The sequence below is a fragment of the Collinsella sp. AF31-11 genome, from assembly GCF_003475605.1.
GTDB lineage: Bacteria > Actinomycetota > Coriobacteriia > Coriobacteriales > Coriobacteriaceae > Collinsella.
In genome coordinates, this window is the sequence record NZ_QRQS01000001.1 from 178,679 (window position 1) to 195,286 (window position 16,608).

16 protein-coding genes and 1 pseudogene are annotated in these 16,608 nt (G+C 58.9%); 3 read left to right on the top strand and 14 right to left on the bottom strand.

Annotated features, from left to right (window positions below; all coding sequences use genetic code 11):
* Together tmk and DWZ22_RS00810 are read right to left on the bottom strand one after the other, a co-directional pair.
* A complete protein-coding gene (gene tmk / locus DWZ22_RS00805) occupies positions 1 to 684 on the bottom strand; it encodes a dTMP kinase (protein ID WP_118405190.1) in 684 nt (227 codons plus the stop codon).
* Between the two features lie 282 nt (positions 685 to 966).
* Entirely contained in the window at positions 967 to 2,022 is a 1,056-nt protein-coding gene (locus DWZ22_RS00810; RefSeq protein WP_158573275.1) for a serine hydrolase, read from the bottom strand.
* Positions 2,023 to 2,223: 201 nt separating this feature from the next.
* On the opposite strand from DWZ22_RS00810, the gene DWZ22_RS00815 reads away from it, so the two are divergent.
* Complete coding sequence (locus tag DWZ22_RS00815) at positions 2,224 to 3,264, top strand: zinc ribbon domain-containing protein (RefSeq protein WP_158573276.1); 1,041 nt, start codon at positions 2,224 to 2,226, stop codon at positions 3,262 to 3,264.
* 221 nt (positions 3,265 to 3,485) lie between these two features.
* On the opposite strand, the gene DWZ22_RS10585 is transcribed toward DWZ22_RS00815, so the two are convergent.
* Positions 3,486 to 3,611, bottom strand: coding sequence for a hypothetical protein (locus DWZ22_RS10585; protein WP_255413117.1), 126 nt, complete (start codon positions 3,609 to 3,611; stop codon positions 3,486 to 3,488).
* A gap of 1,103 nt (positions 3,612 to 4,714) precedes the next feature.
* Here DWZ22_RS10585 and DWZ22_RS00825 point away from each other — a divergent pair.
* On the top strand, positions 4,715 to 5,170 hold the full coding sequence (locus tag DWZ22_RS00825; RefSeq protein ID WP_118405194.1) for a hypothetical protein: 456 nt from the start codon (positions 4,715 to 4,717) through the stop codon (positions 5,168 to 5,170).
* Positions 5,171 to 5,322: 152 nt separating this feature from the next.
* On the opposite strand, the pseudogene DWZ22_RS00830 reads toward DWZ22_RS00825, so the two are convergent.
* From DWZ22_RS00830 to DWZ22_RS00885, 11 genes and pseudogenes are all read right to left on the bottom strand, one after another.
* Positions 5,323 to 6,318: pseudogene (locus DWZ22_RS00830) on the bottom strand (IS1249 family transposase); the annotation flags it as partial.
* A gap of 681 nt (positions 6,319 to 6,999) precedes the next feature.
* Positions 7,000 to 7,365 (bottom strand): hypothetical protein, encoded by a 366-nt coding sequence (locus DWZ22_RS00845; RefSeq protein WP_117736085.1) that lies wholly within the window; start codon positions 7,363 to 7,365, stop codon positions 7,000 to 7,002.
* A 14-nt stretch (positions 7,366 to 7,379) separates the two neighbouring features.
* Positions 7,380 to 7,889, bottom strand: coding sequence for a hypothetical protein (locus tag DWZ22_RS00850; protein ID WP_118405196.1), 510 nt, complete (start codon positions 7,887 to 7,889; stop codon positions 7,380 to 7,382).
* A gap of 465 nt (positions 7,890 to 8,354) precedes the next feature.
* Positions 8,355 to 8,792 carry a DUF5626 family protein gene (locus tag DWZ22_RS10635; RefSeq protein WP_158573277.1) on the bottom strand — a complete coding sequence of 146 codons (438 nt, stop codon included), beginning with the start codon at positions 8,790 to 8,792 and terminating at the stop codon, positions 8,355 to 8,357.
* Between the two features lie 381 nt (positions 8,793 to 9,173).
* The gene (locus DWZ22_RS00855) at positions 9,174 to 11,768 is read right to left on the bottom strand and encodes a DNA topoisomerase I (protein WP_118405197.1); all 2,595 of its coding nucleotides are present in this window, start codon (positions 11,766 to 11,768) and stop codon (positions 9,174 to 9,176) included.
* 54 nt (positions 11,769 to 11,822) lie between these two features.
* Positions 11,823 to 12,506 (bottom strand): hydrogenase nickel incorporation protein HypB, encoded by a 684-nt coding sequence (hypB, locus tag DWZ22_RS00860; RefSeq protein ID WP_118405198.1) that lies wholly within the window; start codon positions 12,504 to 12,506, stop codon positions 11,823 to 11,825.
* A 35-nt stretch (positions 12,507 to 12,541) separates the two neighbouring features.
* Positions 12,542 to 12,898: a hydrogenase maturation nickel metallochaperone HypA gene (gene hypA / locus DWZ22_RS00865; RefSeq protein ID WP_117735512.1), complete on the bottom strand. Its 357-nt coding sequence runs from the start codon at positions 12,896 to 12,898 to the stop codon at positions 12,542 to 12,544.
* 6 nt (positions 12,899 to 12,904) lie between these two features.
* Positions 12,905 to 13,696, bottom strand: coding sequence for a twin-arginine translocase subunit TatC (gene tatC, locus DWZ22_RS00870; protein WP_022093860.1), 792 nt, complete (start codon positions 13,694 to 13,696; stop codon positions 12,905 to 12,907).
* Complete coding sequence (locus DWZ22_RS00875; protein WP_158557542.1) at positions 13,696 to 14,295, bottom strand: twin-arginine translocase TatA/TatE family subunit; 600 nt, start codon at positions 14,293 to 14,295, stop codon at positions 13,696 to 13,698. The genes tatC and DWZ22_RS00875 overlap by 1 nt, the downstream gene beginning before the upstream one ends.
* Positions 14,296 to 14,449: 154 nt before the next feature.
* On the bottom strand, positions 14,450 to 14,764 hold the full coding sequence (locus DWZ22_RS00880) for an STAS domain-containing protein (RefSeq protein ID WP_117735514.1): 315 nt from the start codon (positions 14,762 to 14,764) through the stop codon (positions 14,450 to 14,452).
* A gap of 67 nt (positions 14,765 to 14,831) precedes the next feature.
* Positions 14,832 to 16,136, bottom strand: coding sequence for an aminotransferase class I/II-fold pyridoxal phosphate-dependent enzyme (locus DWZ22_RS00885; RefSeq protein ID WP_117798419.1), 1,305 nt, complete (start codon positions 16,134 to 16,136; stop codon positions 14,832 to 14,834).
* 150 nt (positions 16,137 to 16,286) lie between these two features.
* Here DWZ22_RS00885 and DWZ22_RS00890 point away from each other — a divergent pair, with 150 nt between their 5' ends.
* A complete protein-coding gene (locus tag DWZ22_RS00890; protein ID WP_055251249.1) occupies positions 16,287 to 16,541 on the top strand; it encodes a hypothetical protein in 255 nt (84 codons plus the stop codon).
* Positions 16,542 to 16,608: the final 67 nt, after the last annotated feature.

The window sequence follows — 16,608 nt, forward strand, 5'->3', positions numbered from 1 at the left end:
TTACTCGGCCTCCTGGGCAAGCGCGGCGGCAACGGCGTCTTGGGAGATATCGAGACCGTGCGCGCGGACCTGCTCGACCGTCTTCGCAAAGACTTCCTCGATGGGCGCGGTGGCGTCGATGAGCTTTACGCGGCCTGGCTCCTCGGCGGCAATGCTGCAAAATCCCTGGTAAACGCGCTCTTGGAACGCCATGCCCTTTGCCTCCATGCGATCTGCCGCGCCACGGGCGGCCATACGCAGCGCCGCCTGCTCGGGTGTGATGTGGTAGACGAGCGTGAGCACCGGATGCGTTCCCGCGACGGCGAGGTTATTGGCATCGCGTACCATCTGGCGATCGAGGCCGTCGGCAAACGCTTGGTAGCAGGTCGTGGAATCGTAGAAGCGGTCGCACAGAACCACCTTGCCGGCCGCGAGGGCGGGAGCTATGACCTCGTGCACCAACTGGGCACGGGCCGCCTCGTACAGCAATAGCTCGCAGGTGTCACCCATCGCCGTGTTGGCGGGGTCGAGCAGCAGGGCGCGAATCTTTTCGCTGATGGCGGTACCGCCCGGCTCGCGCAGACTCACCACCTGGTAGCCGGCAAGATCGAGCGCACGGGCAAGCAGACGCGCTTGCGTAGACTTGCCGGCGCCGTCGACGCCCTCGAGCGTGATGAAGCTATGTTGAGCGGGCTCAAAAGCCATGGGCGCAGCCCCTTCCTACAAGGCGCGAAAATGCAAGTTATAGCAACCAAGCCATGATACCCCAGCGTCCGGCGCACCCCAAATCGGACCTAGTCATTGGGGACGTTCTTTAATGACTAGTCGTTTAAGAACGTCCCCAATGACTACTTAGGTGACAGTTAGAGACGTTCCTAAAGTGCCGGCAGAAAAGGAACGTCCCTAACTGCCGACCCTCTAAGTTGCGGTGAAATAGGGACTGAATACGCCTTCTAGCAGCAAATACAATCCCTATTTCACCGCAACTTAGGAGTGGGCGCGGGCGTTGATGGCGAAGGAAATGTCGCGCTCGAGGGCTAGGGCCTGCTCGCGTTCGAGGTCTTGGGTGAGGATTGCCAGCACGTAAGGGCGCTCGGCGTAGACGATTGCGGCATCGTGCTGAGCATTCGCCAGGCTGCCCGTTTTATGCGCGACCAAAACGCCGCCGGGAACGCCCTCGACAATACCGCGCGCGTCTTCCTGCGCCAGCAGATACCCGCGCGCTCGCTCGCACAGCTCGGGCGTCGCGATTGTCCCCGCCGCCAGCCGCTGCAACACGGCCGCAGCATCACGAGCGCTCGTGTAGTTCTCGCGACCTTGTGCCTGGGCCTCGGCGTCCATCATCAAACGAGCGAGCACGGTCTGGGTCAGCCCCAATGCGGCACACGTTTCGTTGACCGTATCCATGCCAAGCCTGCCGATAACAAAGTTCGCTGCCACGTTATCGCTCTGGGCGATCATGGCGTGCAGCAGCTCGTCAATACTGTACGATACACCCGCGCCGCGCGACTGAATGTTGCCGCTGCCACCCACGATATCCTGTTGCGTTACCGTTATCTGCTCGTCGAGGGACAGCTCGCCCGCCGTCACGGTCTCGAGCGCACAAGCGAGAATGGGAAGCTTGATGATGCTTGCCGCCACACGTCGCGCGTCCGGCGCCACGGCGACTTCGCCATCGAGCGACGCGAACGTTTGAGGATCAAGCGCCACAGCATAGACCGAGGTAGACCCACCATATGGCTCGACAAGGGCTTCGACATCTTGCTGGAGGCCGGCAATCCAAGAAGCCCGGGAGACAGCCTCCGTCTTTTGAGCGGACGGATGATTCGCCTTTTGTTTGGCAGGGACAGCGGAACCCTCAGCCTCGTTGCGGCGCGCGGCACAACCGCCGAGACTCATCACCGAGGCAAGCGCTCCGGTCAACATCCCGGCACAAAACACTCGACGCGAGCAATCGCGCGCAGCGAGGGGCGCATCCCCCGGCGGGAACCGGAACGCCTCCACGTTGTCGCCGCCATCCCGGCCTTGCTCGCCGCAGTACACAGACTCACTCCCCACCATCGCATTCTACCGAGCCGTCGATAAACGGCCGCGCCGGACACCCAGCACGCCGCACTCATTGTGACGCATGCGACAGGGCTTGCGCGGCACGGCTATCCTCACACAACCAGTTGGGTCGGCGCGGCCCAACCGCACCTGAACCACCTTATAATCTAGCCAACACATCGAATGGAAGGAACCATCATGCCCCGGTTTTGCACCCATTGCGGCAAGCTTCTGAAAGACGACGAGCGTTTTTGCACCAGCTGCGGAACGCCGGCAACCGATGATGGCCAGGCCTCTCAGTCGCAAGAGGATGCGCAGGCGGCCGAACATGCCGCCGCGTCCGATGCCGCCTTCGACACCGCCGCGACCACGGTTCAGTCTACGCAGCAGCCCACGGAAACTCAGCCCCAGCAGGAGGACGTGACCGTGCAGTCCGCCCATCAGCCCGCGCCCGCTCCCCAGCCGGAAGCTGGCACGACGCAGCAATGGGCGGCGGCCAACGCCGCGGCTCAGCAACCCATTCCAACCGCTGCTCCGCAGGCCGGTGCTCCCGTCGCGCCCAAAAACAACAACGCTCTGTTTATCGGCATCATCGCCATACTGGTCGTCGTGATTATCGCGCTGGTCGCATTCTTTATGATCGGACCGTTCAACAAGAACGCCGACGATTCCAAGGGCACAACCATCGAGAAGGTCAAGATCGACCACGACGACGATGACGTCTCCGTCAAGGGCGACCCCAACAAGCTTGACGATGATGACGATGACGCCCACGATGCCGCCACCATCAGCGAGCAAAACGTCTACGACCAGCTGAGCTCCTACTACAGCAGGCTCTCTGATCTTGACCAGCAGGTCCGCGACTGCGCCACCACATTCAACACGTATTACCTTAAGGATGACCGCAGCTCGCGTCAGTCGGCCAGCGACACCGCCGAGGCACTCGAGGATCAGATAGACGACCTCAAGGACGAGGTCGAGGACCTGGACGTTCCCATCGACTCGCAGAACTACAGCTCGTGGAAAGACATCATCACGCTCTACGACGACCTGGAGAATCGCATTGACGTCATTTGCGATGCCTGGGAGATCAGCCTTGAGTACTCCAGCCCCGCCAACCACAAGGACGAGATCGTGGCGCCGCTGGCGCGCGACAACGTAGCGGGCACCAACGACAACAAATACCGTCTGGACTTTGAGGACCGCTATCCCGGCGCCGCACCCGTCGAAGTGAACTAGTCGCATGCGACGTCCTTAAACGACTAGTCATTAAAGAACGTCCCCAATGACTACCCAATCTGCCGGATTTGCCCAACTAAAAGTTTACGCCCACGCGCGAACAGGATTTGATTTTTGAAATATGGACGAATTCCTCGTCAGGAGGGTAAAATGGTGCCGACGGCAGCCCAAGTTGTAGAGAGCTGGGCAGAGCCGTTGCATAATGAAGTTGGGTCATCGTCTTAGCGACGGTGGCCTTTCTTTTTGGGCTTCGAGCCCTGCTTGAGTGCCTTGGAAAGGCCGACAAGGGCCGTGAGGAGCGAGACCATAGCGGTCAGGAGCTTAACGAGCTCGGTGAAATCGGTCATGGGCATCACCTCCCATCAAATGGAGGGCTCTGCCCGGCACGAGAGCTGCCGACAGCAAGGACGATTCTATCAGAGTGGCTGACTCCCGCCCGATATTACCATCCCACCGCGCCTGTGCAAAAAAAGAGGGCCGCCAAACAGCGACCCTCCAGCGAAAGTGCACGTTATTTAGATGTGACGTTTATATCATATTATCTAACTTGATAGTTGCAACGCCACGTTTCCACGGATCCAACCCCAATAGCTTGAACCTGAGAAAAATATTCACCACTAGAACCAGTAGCGCGAGTATTAACCCAAGTTGGCGGTAGGGTACTATAGGAATTTCGAAAAGATAGCGACTTGTAATCCCTGTATACAATTCGATTATCCACTGATTGACCATTCAATAATCCCGAAAAAGTCCAATATACATTCAAGACCCTTTCACTGTTTGCACGACGAGCAGTGGAGCCGGAAGCAAATAGAAGATCATTAGATAGTGAAGCAACCGGTTGAACATCGTTTCTCATATTGCAGACGATCCCGTCCGCAAAGCCTGCAGCCGGAAAGCACAAGCAAACAAAAAGGAAAATAGGACCTAGAATTACTTTAATCTTTGTGCTACCCATTAAATCCACCTACAATCGATCAACGTGTTTGATAATTGCACTGAAATACTTTCATCGTTCCGTCAACCCTGCATGTGGGGCAAGGATATGTAAAACTCGTTCGACATGTATCCGGATAAATACGGCTGTAGCTATTCTTGAAGGTGAGTCGTTTGTATGTTGGATACATTAAGGGATTATTATGGGCAGTGTTATTAAAACAGTAAAATGAATAATACGTATCAAGGACATCTTCTTGCATAGCGCGCCTTGCTATAGAGGTCTTATCAAACAAAGACACCTCTGAATAAGTCCCGACGGCAGGTGCATCATGATTGACGGTCAATCCAAAAGACGGAGTCGCAGCAAAAGTTAGTGATCAAAAGATGATCGATGCTGAGAGTATCATTAACTTACGGATAACGGAATTAGCTGTCATGACTCCTCCAATCCTATTGGATAAAACTGCTATTATATTAATTTATTTTTATCAGCACTCGAAAGGAGTGGCCGATGAGCGGTAGAAGAATCGTCTTGAATGTACTTATGGCAGTAGCACTGGTAACGCTCTTGGTCTTCTCCTACTCATACATGAATCAGCCAAGATTTGGATATGCTTTATACGCTGTTTTTTCCGGCGAAACAACTTACAACACTTACAACACTATAGGCTTCATTGACGCACTCTTTTTCTATGTAGTCGGCCCCGTATCAAGCGAGCTGATCGCTTTTGTTGTCAGCTACAACCTGAATCAACAAAGCCAAACTCACTCAGCGACTTCGGCCAAACAAGGAATCAATCTCTTCGTAATAATGATAATTCTGCAAATTGCGACTGTGTTGATTATCGCCCTGACCGCAACAAACGTTTTGAAGTATGAGTACGGACTCGTCGCAAGCTGCCTCATGGCAATTGCCGCGGGTATAGCGGTTTCGTATACGACACCGGCAAAGAAGCAACTCAACTAACAGGGCCTATTTGGAATCCGAATCGTCCATGGAGCCGTCGATGCCGGTTTTGGTGTCGTCCGTATTGGAATCGTCATCCTTGGGGCTTATAGGACAAAATGTGGGCTTATAGGACAAAATGTGTGTCCCGATAGAACATCCGTTTCAATCCATTAATCCAGCCAGAACGGGTACGGGTCCCTGTGGTGGAGGTCCTCCCACACGGCCCTGTCGCCCCATTCCGGCCCTCCGTCGTCGCGCGACGGCGAGGCGGAGTAGACGCTGAACAGGAAGTCCATGTCCGCGTCGGTCGGCATCGTGGCGAGCTTCTCGCGCGCCGTCCTCGCGTCCCCCGAGTGCGCGTGGCACCACCAGAACACCGCCTTCACGCGCTTGACCGACGTCAGCCCCCGGTGGTTGCGCAGGACGGCCCTCAGCTGCGAGTTCACCCCTCCCTCGATCATGTTGTTGGTCGACGGCAGCGGGCCGACCTTGGCCAGGGCGGGGTCGAGGTAGGTGAACAGCGTCCCCGCCGACACCAGCGACGACAGCGACGAGCGCGCCCGCCTCAGCCTCTCGTGGGCGTAGACCCTCCTGCCGTCCACCACGGTCCTGTCCTCCAGGAAGTCGGCCCAGAACCCGCACCAGTCGAGGTAGCGCTCGACCCAGAGCTCGGCCTGGTGCAGCATCTCGATGCCCATGAGGTCGCGCGCGACGAGGTAGAACTCGCGCCCCGCCTGGAGCTTTGGCCGCATCGTCGTGTAGCGCTTGACCTGCGAGAAGGCGTGGAAGGCGCACCTCTGGACCCTGGTGCGCGGCCAGGTCTCTCGCACGGCCTTGGCGAACCCGCTCCCGCCGTCGGTGACGACCACGTCGGGCGCCGGGATCGGCGCCATGAGGGCCGACCACGCCCTCGAGTTCTCCGACCTCGCCATGTACCAGGAGACCACCCGCTCGCCGCTGCAGCATATGAGCACCACGAGCTCGCGCGCGACCCAGATCCCGTCGACGTAGAGCACGCGGTGGAGCTCGCCGTCGGGGACGGGCATGGGCCAGACCTCCCAGAACTCGGCCGTCCTGCGCCTGAAGGACCGCCCGCCGCCCGGCATCGCCGCCTGGGAGTCCTTGGAGAGGAGCCACCCGAGGAACTCGTCCAGCCTTGTCGCCGTGTCGTCGTACCTTGTTAGCGCCGGGCGATTTTAGCCGCTAATAGTCAACCGATTTTGACCAATCCCGGTCACCGAATAATGGCCACCGTGCCTCCCCGCCGCCACTACGCTGGTGGCGCCAACACGCCGCCCTCGACAGGCTGCTCGACAAGGCGTCGGTGTTCGTGATGCGGGGCCCGAGCTACCGCGGCAGGGGGCTCGACACGTACTCGGTGGAGGCCGTCCCCCAGGCGGTGAAGGTGAGGGGGATCCAGCCCGAGGGGATGTAGGAATGCGATAGGAAAGTCATAGATGCGGGCGTGTTGGCCAAAATGGGTCGGCCGGGATTGGTCAATCTCGGCCGACTATATTTGGCTAAATTTTTCCGACACTAACAACCTCACCGTCGTCGACGCGCCGCAGGCCGTGCACCTCCACCGCTGGGATCCCGATGAGGTCCCGTCGTTGCGCTTGGTCCGACCGCCGCAGTAGGGGCAATAAACGGCCTTCATGGGCACCTCTTCCGAAAGGGTGTTTAACGGTTCCGGAAAAGGTTATCCACCTGCGGGAACGATAGGCAACCGGACACACATTCTGTCCGAGCGGTTAAAAGCGGACACGGAATTTAAACGGCTGAAAAAGGGGCATCGACCTGCGCCGATACCCCTAAAGTAGACACACATTTTGTCCTATAAGCCTCATTTATTTGCGAAGAACATCGGCTAGCCGCAGGATTGAAATCATCGACCGATAAGTGAGTTCCACTTTTTCGCCCGCAAGCAGTCGTTTCGAGCCAATCTCATCTAGCCCCACAAGCCGAGAAAACAGCGGGCCGCTCATCGTGCCCTCGTCAATTGATTCCCTTATGGTCTTCAAAACGTCCGTATCATGAAGCGATGCCGAGCTGTAGGGGGCAACACGAGCGGAACTCTCAATTAACGACGAGACAAAAGGATGGAGATGCTTTGGACATAGCCCATCAAACACCACATCCCCATTGTCGTTCGAGCCGACCAGGCGCCAAGTATAATGATCGACCCAGTCATCCCCGTCATATATGGCGTCCATGAGCAACTTCCCGTCTAGAGAGAGAAACCTATTTGGACATCGGGACGCAAGACCGCAATCCATATCGGGCCTGCAGCAGCTCCAACCCAACGCACTACATAGGTTCCCTTTCGTACATGTGTATCAATCTGCCCCGAAATGCCGGTGAATGCAATTCCAGACCCGTTTGTCGGATAGCAATCGACGTAATTTTGTTTTCCGCTCATAACCTTGTATAGATATATCGTTCCAGCAAAAGAGAAGGGATCGTTCGCAATTTTGTCCGGAAGAACTTGCCACCTCAAAATCCCGCTACCAATATGGTCAAGCTTGACCGTTCCGCCGTCCCCCTCAAAAGTGGCAAGGGGATTTACCCCAGACTGAGAGTCGGCATCGCCCTCCTTAGCAGTTATCAGCAGGCTGCCCGTATAAGACTGCTGAGGCTCACCTTCAGGACAGGCAGCCTCGGCCCAAGAAGGGCCACTCAGGCAGAACAGTCCGAGCAGCATCATTACCAACAAAAGAAAACCCTTAGTTCTTTTCATCTATATCCCCAACGTCTCTCGACATTTGTATATCGTTACTATTTTAGATCCATATGGCCAATTCGAGCCCTCACCATGGCAATTGTTGCAGCTGGGTTTCTTTTCATTAAAATTTCAATTTGGTAAATCCCCGCCCCTAAGCATTAAACCCGAAGTCCACCGAGTGGGCGAATTTCGGGTCGAGGATAGGCGCGGATTTGGCACTGACGCGGTCTCAGTCATAGAAAAATCCTCTCCGCCCACAGAGAAGCAGACAGAGAGGATGACACCCGCTGAAATGGGTTCGAAATCGAGTGGACTGACCGCCTACTCTTGTTTGGTTCGTTCAATAACCTTTTTGAGAGCCTTTATCAACTTGTAAACGAGATAGATCACCGCAGCGGTGATTCCGACCTCAACCAGAACTATAGCCAGGAGGGAAACCTCTCCGCCAATGTTGATCTTACCCAACACGCCCATATTGAATCACGCTCGATATGTATGCAGTCGAGAGCCATTTATTTCAGCTCCAAGAGTATAAGTCGCAGACGCCATACCGCCTACACCGGTAAAAAGAAAGCTCCACTTTGTTCGTTTGGAAGAAAAACTCTTACTGAAATTCGATAAGGCGCCACCAACGGAAGATGCCTTATGGCCCCACCACGATGTAATGTTGTAGTTCTTGATTGATATCCAGTACTCAGCATCGAGCACTCCAGTATAGAAGTAAACCTTCCAATTCCCATCAGTAGCGTTGTAGTAGCCGTCCCAAATCGGGGCAACATCAGCTTGCTCTTTCTCTATCCCAAAAACACCTGTAGAGCCATCTGGAAGCTCGATAGTACGTTCTTGTTTCGGCCCATCATTCAAATCGAAGCATGCGTCGGCGGGCGTCAAATACTCAGAAGCATTTGCGGAGGGCAAAAAAAATTAATCCGGTGGCGAAAAATAGGACAACCATCGCTAACAACAACCTGGGCATTTTTTCATCATGTCCTCCTGTCACGTGTCATATGTAACGACAGCCGCGGCAATTTAATTATCGCCTGGTTCTGACAATTTATTATCCGGCACAGCGACTAATCCGCAAAAGGCGCCATTTTGTCCGTTAGCGGTTTCTTTTTTATCAACAGACGACCAGGTTCCGACAACTATGTATCGGGGGCGCTCTTAAACGGCTGGTCGTTGGGCGCACTCTTTCGCCGCCCGGCAGAAAAGGAACGTCCCTAACTGCCGGATAAATCACGAGCGAGGATCATGAGACCCTCGCTCGTTTTTGGTTTGGGTAATGTTTCGGCTGCACCGCTACTTGTCGGTAGCTGGCTTCTTGGTGGTCGTCTTTTTCGCGGCAGCCTTCTTGGCAGTCGACTTCTTGGCGGTCGAAGTCTTCTTTGCCGCCGTGGCCTTCTTTGCCGTGCTCGCCTTGGTTGTGGTTTTGCGGCCGCGGGCGGGCTTCTTCTCCTTGGTCGGGCAGTCCATGTTCACGCAGATGCGCCACGGACCGCGCGCCGTGTTGACCACCACGATGGGGGCGCCGCACTCGGGGCAGGTCTCACCCGTCGCCTCGAGCTTACCGCGCGCCGGCAGAGGATAGCTCACGCCGCAGTCATCGTAGTTGGTGCAGCGGATAAAGCGCTTGCCGCTCTTCTCGCTCTTGTGCGCGATCAGGTCGCCATGGCGTCCGGCCTCGGCGCACACCTTGCACTCGCCCACCTTAAGGTCGGGCTCGTAGTTGGTGGGGCACGTGGGGTTCACGCAAATCTCGAAGGCCTTCTGGCGGAACGGCTGGCACTTAATGCGCGGCGCGCCGCATTCGGGGCACACGGCGGCCTCGCCCTCGAGCGGGCTCACCTTGACACCGCTCGGCACCGGATAGGTCACGTCGCAGTCGGGCCAGCCCATGCAACCGATAAAGCTGCCGCGGGTCTTGGCGCTCGTCTTCATAACCAGGTCCTTGCCGCACTTGGGGCAGGCGCCCACGCGCGCATCGGCCGTGACGGCGTCGCTGATGGCGTCGCCCAGCTCCTGCGTATGTTTGAGCAGCTCGTCGAGCACGCCGGCCAGCAGCGCGCGCGAGTGCGTCACGACATGCTCTTCGGTGTCCTCGCCGCGCTCCACGCGGGTCATGTCGCCGTCGAGCTCGCTGGTCATATCGGGGCTCGTGATGCGCGGGGCAAACTGCGACAGTGCATCGATAATGGCGATACCCAGCTGACTCGGCTCCACGGGATCGTTTTTGAGGTAACGCACGGCGTACAGGCGCTCGATGATGCTCGCGCGCGTGGACTTGGTACCCAGGCCGCGCTTTTCCATCTCCTGCACGAGCTTGCCCTGGCTATAGCGCGCGGGCGGCTCAGTCTGCTTGGCCTCGAGCTTAATGTCGAACACGTCGACCGTGTCGCCCTGCTCCAGCGGCGGCATCTGCTCATCGCGCTTAAGGCCGTACGGATAGGCCTCGCGGAAGCCCGGGGTCACGAGCACGTCGCCCGAAGCCACGAACGGCTCACCGTTTACGTCGAGCTCGAGCTTAGTGTTCTCGATGGTTGCGGGGCCCATAAGCGTCGCTAGGAAGCGGCGGGCGATGAGGTCGTAGAGCTTGCGCTGGCCACCATCGAGTGTGGACGGATCGCCCTCGCCCGTGGGGTAGATAGGCGGGTGGTCGGTGGTCTCGACCTTGCCGCGCGTGGGCTTCATGGGGCCGGCGAGCACCTTTTTGCACACGGGCGCCAACGCCGGGTTGATCTTTGCCAGGTCGCTTACCACGGCGCCCAGATCGAGCGTCGCGGGGTACACGGTGTTGTCGACACGCGGATAGCTGATGAGACCCGCCATGTAGAGGGACTCGGCGATGCGCATGGTGCGTGCGGGCGATATGCCCTCGGCCGCAGCGGCTGCCTGCAGCGAGGTGGTCGCGAACGGCGTGGGCGGCTGCTGCTTACGCGAGCGCTTGGTCACCGCGGCAACGGTCGCCGTCGTAGCGCCGTCGACATGACTATACGCTGTCTCGGCAGCATCTTTATCGGTAAAACGCGCCGTCTTGTGCGCGATCTTAAAGCGGTCGTCCTCGGCGGCGCCCTGCGCGGCACCCATACCGCGAATCTGCCAATAGTCCTCGGGCACAAACGCCATGCGCTCGCGCTCGCGCTCGACCACCAGGGCAAGCGTCGGCGTCTGCACGCGGCCGGCGGAGCGCACGTTGCCAAAGCCGCCAAACTTGGCGAGCGTCAGGTAGCGCGTGAGCACCGCGCCCCAAATGAGGTCGATATGCTGACGGCTCTCGCCAGCGTCGGCCAAGTTCTGGTCGAGCGAGACAAGGTTATCGAAGGCCTGCGTAATCTCGGCCTTGGTAAACGAAGAGTATTGGGCGCGGGCAACCGGCAAGTCGGGCGCCACCTCACGCACCTTGTTGAGAGCGTCCGAACCGATCAGCTCACCCTCGCGATCGAAGTCCGTGGCGATGATGACGCTGTCGGACTTCTTGGCAAGGTTCTTGAGCGAGCGAATGAGCTCCTTCTCGGCCGGCAGCTTAATAACGGGCGCCCAGGTGAGATAAGGCAGGCTCTCGAGCTTCCAGCCCTTGATGGAGATACCGTCGGCAAGGAACGGCTTGCGCTTGGTGTCGTAGGGCGGACGTGCCAGGCCATCGGGCATGTCGGCCGGCAGCATCTCGCCGTCCTCGGTGACCGAATACCAGCCCAGCTTTTTATCGAACAGCACGCTGTCGCAAAAATCGGGCGCGAGGATGTGACCGGCAAGGCCGATCGTCACGCACTCCTCGCCCTTCCACTCAAAACGGTAGATGGCGGTGTTGTACACCTTGTCCTTTTTGGGCTTGCCCGTGGACAGACGCTCGGCGATCTGGCGCGCGGCGTCGTTTTTCTCGGCGATGATGAGCTTCAAAAGAGGCTCCTATCTCATGTCTCTGCGGCTGCGCCCGCGCTTATGGCGGCCGACTTACGCCCTTGCTTGCTCGATCTGCCCGATGAGCCAATCGCACCAGGCATCCATGCCCTCGCCCTTGCGCGCGCTCACGGCAAACCGCGGCGCCTGCGGATTGAGGTCATCGAGTGTCTTAGTATACCTATCCATGTCAAAATCGAAAGCCGGGGCCACGTCGACCTTATTGAGCAGCTGCGCGCCGGCGTGCTGGAAGATGCCCGGGTACTTGATGGGCTTGTCGTCGCCCTCGGGCACCGAGAGAATCATGATGGACAGGTTCTCGCCCAGGTCAAAGTCGACCGGGCAGACCAGGTTGCCCACGTTTTCGATAAAGATGACATCGATGTTTTGAAGGCCCACCGCTTGGTCGAACGCGTCAACGGCCTCCATGATCATGTTGCCCTCAAGATGGCACAGGCCACCGGTGTTGATCTGGATGGCGGGCATGCCGGCTTCCTTCATGATGATGGCGTCGACGTCCGAGGCGATATCGCCCTCGATGACGGCACAGCGCAGGCCGGCTTTGTCACGCAGGCGCTCGTTGGTGCCCAGGATCGTGGTGGTCTTGCCCGAACCGGGGCTCGACAGCACATTGATCACATAGGTGCCTGCCTCATTAAATCGCTGATGCAGCTGGTCTGCCAGACGCTCGTTGCGCGACAGGATCGGCGATGCGATATCAATCGTTTTCTCGGCCATACTCGGCACTCCTTACTTCTGCCATTTGGTGACGGCTAATCGTCGGGGGTTTCGATTTCGATACTTGCGATGTCGAGTTCGCGGCCGTGCAGTAGGCGCACGTTGGCACCACCACACTGGGGACAGCGACAGTGGAAGCGATCGTGGTCGAAGACGTCGCCGCAGTCCAGGCACTCGCTTTGTGGATGGACTTCCTCCACGGAAAGCTCGCAGCCTCGCGTGAGCGGGTCCTCGTCGCGAAACGTCTCCCACGCAAAGTCGAGCGCCTCGCGCACCACCTCGGTCATATCCCCGATACGCAGCGTTACCAAAACGGCGCGCGAGGCCCCCGCCCCACGCGCCGCGCGAATCACTGTATCGAGTATGCCGTTGACAATGCCAACCTCGTGCATACCGATTTACTCCTCGTCGTCCTCGTCGTCCGAGAACAGGTCCAGACGGCTCACGAACAGGCCCTCCTTGCCCTCGCGCGCAGTAATGACCACGCGAGCGATGGCGAGCGAAATCTCGTAGAGCGAAAGCAGGGCACCGTACATAAGGCCCAGCGTGACGGGCGAGCCGTCGGGCGTGATCACAGCCGAGCCCACGAGCAGGCCCACGTACACGTAGCGCCAGGCGCCGCGGAAAGCCGCGTAGGACACGATGTGGAAAACGGACAGGTAGAAAATGATGAGCGGCAGCTCAAACGCCACACCAAAGCCGATCATAAAGAGCAGCTCCATGTTGACGTAGTTCTCCAGATCGGGCAGCGCAGTTGCGACGGCAGAGGTCTCGCCGATGAGCCACTCAAAGCCCGCAGGAATGATGATGAAGTAGCAGAAGATGGCACCCAGGAAGAACAGCACCGTCGAAGCGAGCACCGTGGGCACGACCCACTTGCGCTCGTTGGGGCGAAGCGCCGGCAGGAAGAACGCCAAGATCTGCCAGATGATCATGGGCGTGCACATGACAACGGCCATCTTGATGGCCAGCGAGAAGCGCAGGCCAAAGCCGCCGAGCGTGGTGGTGATGTAGAACTTACCGTCCGGCACAAACGAGCGGATGGGGTCTTCCAGAATATCGAGCACCACGGGCGTGGCGAAATACAGCACGATGGCGGCGGCAAACACCGATACGACCACGATGGTCAGGCGGCGACGGAGCTCTCCCAGGTGATCGAAGAGCGGCATGCGCGCAGGTCCGATAGGCATTACTCATCGCCTCCCTTCGGGGCGTCGGCGGCAGCGGCTTCGTCCTCGACCTCAAGCTCACGAGCGAGCTGGTCGACGACGGCCTTGCGCTTGCGGGGACGACGGGCGTAGAGGTCGGCCGTCGTGGGCTCTGCCGGCTCGGGCTCGGGCTCTGCGGCAGGCTCGGGCTCGACGGCGGCAGTGGCAGCATCGGCAGCGGACACAGCAGCGGCGGGCCCAGCGCCCTCGGCCTCCGTCTCCTCGGCAGCAGCCTCGCCCTCAGCAGCACCCTCACTCGCGGCCTTCTCGGCGGCAAGGCGGGCACGGCGCTCGGCAAAGGTCTCCTTCTTTGCGGGCGCGGCCGTCTTGACGGCATCGGCGTCAGCATCGGAATCGTCATCGACAGCAGCCTTCTTGGGCTTGACCGGCGCCGAAGCGGCCTCACTTACCGGATCGATAATCTCGGACTGAACAACTGCCGTCATCTTTTCCTGCGTCTCGCGGAACTGACGGATGGCACGGCCGATCGTGCGGCCCATCTGCGGGAGCTTATCCGGGCCAAACAGCAAAAAGCCGAAGACCACGATGATTGCCAGCTCACCCTCTCCAATACCAAACACACATACCTCCAAGGCTCGATGTGAGTCGAGCCCGCACCGCGCCATTCGGCCGGAACTCGTCTATTCATTCGGTCAAGTATAGCGCCCGAACGCCAAAACGTTCGAGCGCATCACAAACATATGCCAAACGGCACGCCCCTTTTGGGGGCAAAGATTATGCAGCGGTGATCGAAATCTCCTGGTCGACACCCAACAGCTGAACCACGCGCATCACCGGGGGTTGCACGTTGGCGCAGCTAAAACGCTTGCCATGATCGGCTGCGTGGTGCGCGGCGCCCACAAGCACGCCAATGCCCGTCGAGTCGATATAGCTCACCTGGGCAAAGTCGAGCTCAACGGCCTCGGTGGGCTGCTCAAGCGCCAAGTCGATGGCGTTACGCAAACTGTCGGCGTTAGAGATATCGATTTCGCCGGTCACCTTAATGGTGTAGAGCTCCGGCGTGGGGTTGGTGGAAATACCCAAATCCATGTATACGCTCCTTTGCGTATCGAAAGTGCGGAAAAGTACGCGGCGCGGACTTGCAGAGCTCTGCGCGCTAGGCGCGCTCGGCACGCGTGATCTCGGCAGCGACGAGCTTGACGGCCAGCACCAGTACGTCGAGCGCGGCCTCCAGGTCCTCGACCGTGGGATAACTCGGCGCGATGCGGATGTTGGTGTCGCGCGGGTCCTTGCCATAGGGCCAGGTGGCACCAGCCGGCGTGAGCTTAACGCCCAGATCGGCACAAAGCGCGGCGACCTTTTGGGCCGAGCCCTCAGGACCATCGAAGCTCACAAAGTAGCCGCCGCGGGGATGCGTCCAAGTGGCGCAACCCGTGTTGCCCAGACCCTCGGTGAGCTTGCGCTCAACGGCCTCAAAGCGCGGGCGCAAAAATTCGGCATGCTTTTTCATATGCTCCTTGACCGCCTCGATGGTGGGAAGGAAACGCACGTGACGCAGCTGGTTGAGTTTGTCGGCGCTGATAAGGCCGGCCTTGAGGCGCTTGGAGAACTCCGCGATGACCGCAGGGCTCGCGCCGATAAAGCCGATGCCGGCGCCCGGGAAGGTAATCTTGGACGTCGAGGCAAAGGCCACCACGCGGTCCTCGGTGCCCGCCGCGCGAGCGAGGTCAAAGATATTGGCAAGCTCGTCGGTCTCGTCGTACAGGTCGTGCACGCAGTAGGCGTTGTCCCAGAAGATGCGGAAATCGGGCGCGGCCGTGGGCATCTCGACCAGGCGGCGCACGGTGTCCTCGCTAAAGGTGATGCCCGTGGGGTTGGAATACTTGGGCACGCACCAGATACCCTTGATGGAATCGTCGGCGGCAACGAGGCGCTCGATCTCGTCCATGTCGGGGCCGGCCTCGGTCATCGCAACGGGGACGTTCTCGATGCCCAAGTCGGCGGTGATGCCAAAGTGGCGATCGTAGCCGGGAACGGGGCACAGGAACTTGACCTTCTTGCCGTCGTGCGCGGCCTCGTAGGCATCCCAGGGCTCGCTGCCGCACGAACCACAGCGCCAGAACATGCCGGCGATGTCGTGCTCGATCAAAAGGCTCGACGAACCCAGCACGAGCGTCTGCTCGGCGGGGCAGCCCAGGAACTCCCCTGCCAACTTGCGTGCCGAGGGAATGCCCTCGAAGCAGCCGTAGTTGGAGCAGTCGACGTTGCCGTCGTGCAGATCGACCTCGGCATTGAGGATATCGAGCATGGGGCGCGAGATGTCCACCTGGGAGGGCGACGGCTTGCCGCGGGCCATGTCGAGCGCCAGGCCCTTGGCCTTGACCTCGGCGACCTCGGCTTTGAGCGCCTCGATGGCGGCATCGAGTTCGGTGGTTTCCATCTTCTGGTAGATCGTCTGCATGGGTGCGACCTTTCGCGAAGCGGGACGTTGCAGTTCGTCTAAGTATAGACCGCCACCGCCGCAACGGTATGAAGCCGTGATAGATTAAGTTCATCGCAATGAATTACGACATCGCCGCACATGCCGGCGTGGGGCGCCTAAGGAGGCATTATGGAATACGGTTCGTTTAGGGCTGAGGAATTCGGCGACCTGCAGCGCCTGATCGACGGGCTGTTTTACGACCGCCACGCCATCGACCGCCTGGACCTAATCGTGCAGGCCGAAATCTTGGACCTGGCGCCCGACCTTATGGAGATCGTGAACCTTTTGCCGCCCGGCTATTACGACCGCCAGTCACTTTGCGACCAGCTGAACTCCGCCTTAGCCGCCCACGGCTGGGGCGCCGTCTACGGCACCGTGGAATAGAACCACTCATTGGGGACAGACTTAAATGAGTAGTCCCAACCTGCCGGCACTTGGGCAGTCATTTAAG

What these genes read in the sequence shown, in the direction of transcription:
- tmk (WP_118405190.1), bottom strand. Translation starts at nt 684, where the DNA reads ATGGCTTTTGAGCCCGCTCAACATAGCTTCATCACGCTCGAGGGCGTC.
- DWZ22_RS00815 (WP_158573276.1), top strand. Translation starts at nt 2,224, where the DNA reads ATGCCCCGGTTTTGCACCCATTGCGGCAAGCTTCTGAAAGACGACGAG.
- DWZ22_RS10585 (WP_255413117.1), bottom strand. Translation starts at nt 3,611, where the DNA reads ATGACCGATTTCACCGAGCTCGTTAAGCTCCTGACCGCTATGGTCTCG.
- DWZ22_RS00825 (WP_118405194.1), top strand. Translation starts at nt 4,715, where the DNA reads ATGAGCGGTAGAAGAATCGTCTTGAATGTACTTATGGCAGTAGCACTG.
- DWZ22_RS00845 (WP_117736085.1), bottom strand. Translation starts at nt 7,365, where the DNA reads ATGGACGCCATATATGACGGGGATGACTGGGTCGATCATTATACTTGG.
- DWZ22_RS00850 (WP_118405196.1), bottom strand. Translation starts at nt 7,889, where the DNA reads ATGAAAAGAACTAAGGGTTTTCTTTTGTTGGTAATGATGCTGCTCGGA.
- hypB (WP_118405198.1), bottom strand. Translation starts at nt 12,506, where the DNA reads ATGGCCGAGAAAACGATTGATATCGCATCGCCGATCCTGTCGCGCAAC.
- hypA (WP_117735512.1), bottom strand. Translation starts at nt 12,898, where the DNA reads ATGCACGAGGTTGGCATTGTCAACGGCATACTCGATACAGTGATTCGC.
- tatC (WP_022093860.1), bottom strand. Translation starts at nt 13,696, where the DNA reads ATGCCTATCGGACCTGCGCGCATGCCGCTCTTCGATCACCTGGGAGAG.
- DWZ22_RS00880 (WP_117735514.1), bottom strand. Translation starts at nt 14,764, where the DNA reads ATGGATTTGGGTATTTCCACCAACCCCACGCCGGAGCTCTACACCATT.
- DWZ22_RS00885 (WP_117798419.1), bottom strand. Translation starts at nt 16,136, where the DNA reads ATGCAGACGATCTACCAGAAGATGGAAACCACCGAACTCGATGCCGCC.
- DWZ22_RS00890 (WP_055251249.1), top strand. Translation starts at nt 16,287, where the DNA reads ATGGAATACGGTTCGTTTAGGGCTGAGGAATTCGGCGACCTGCAGCGC.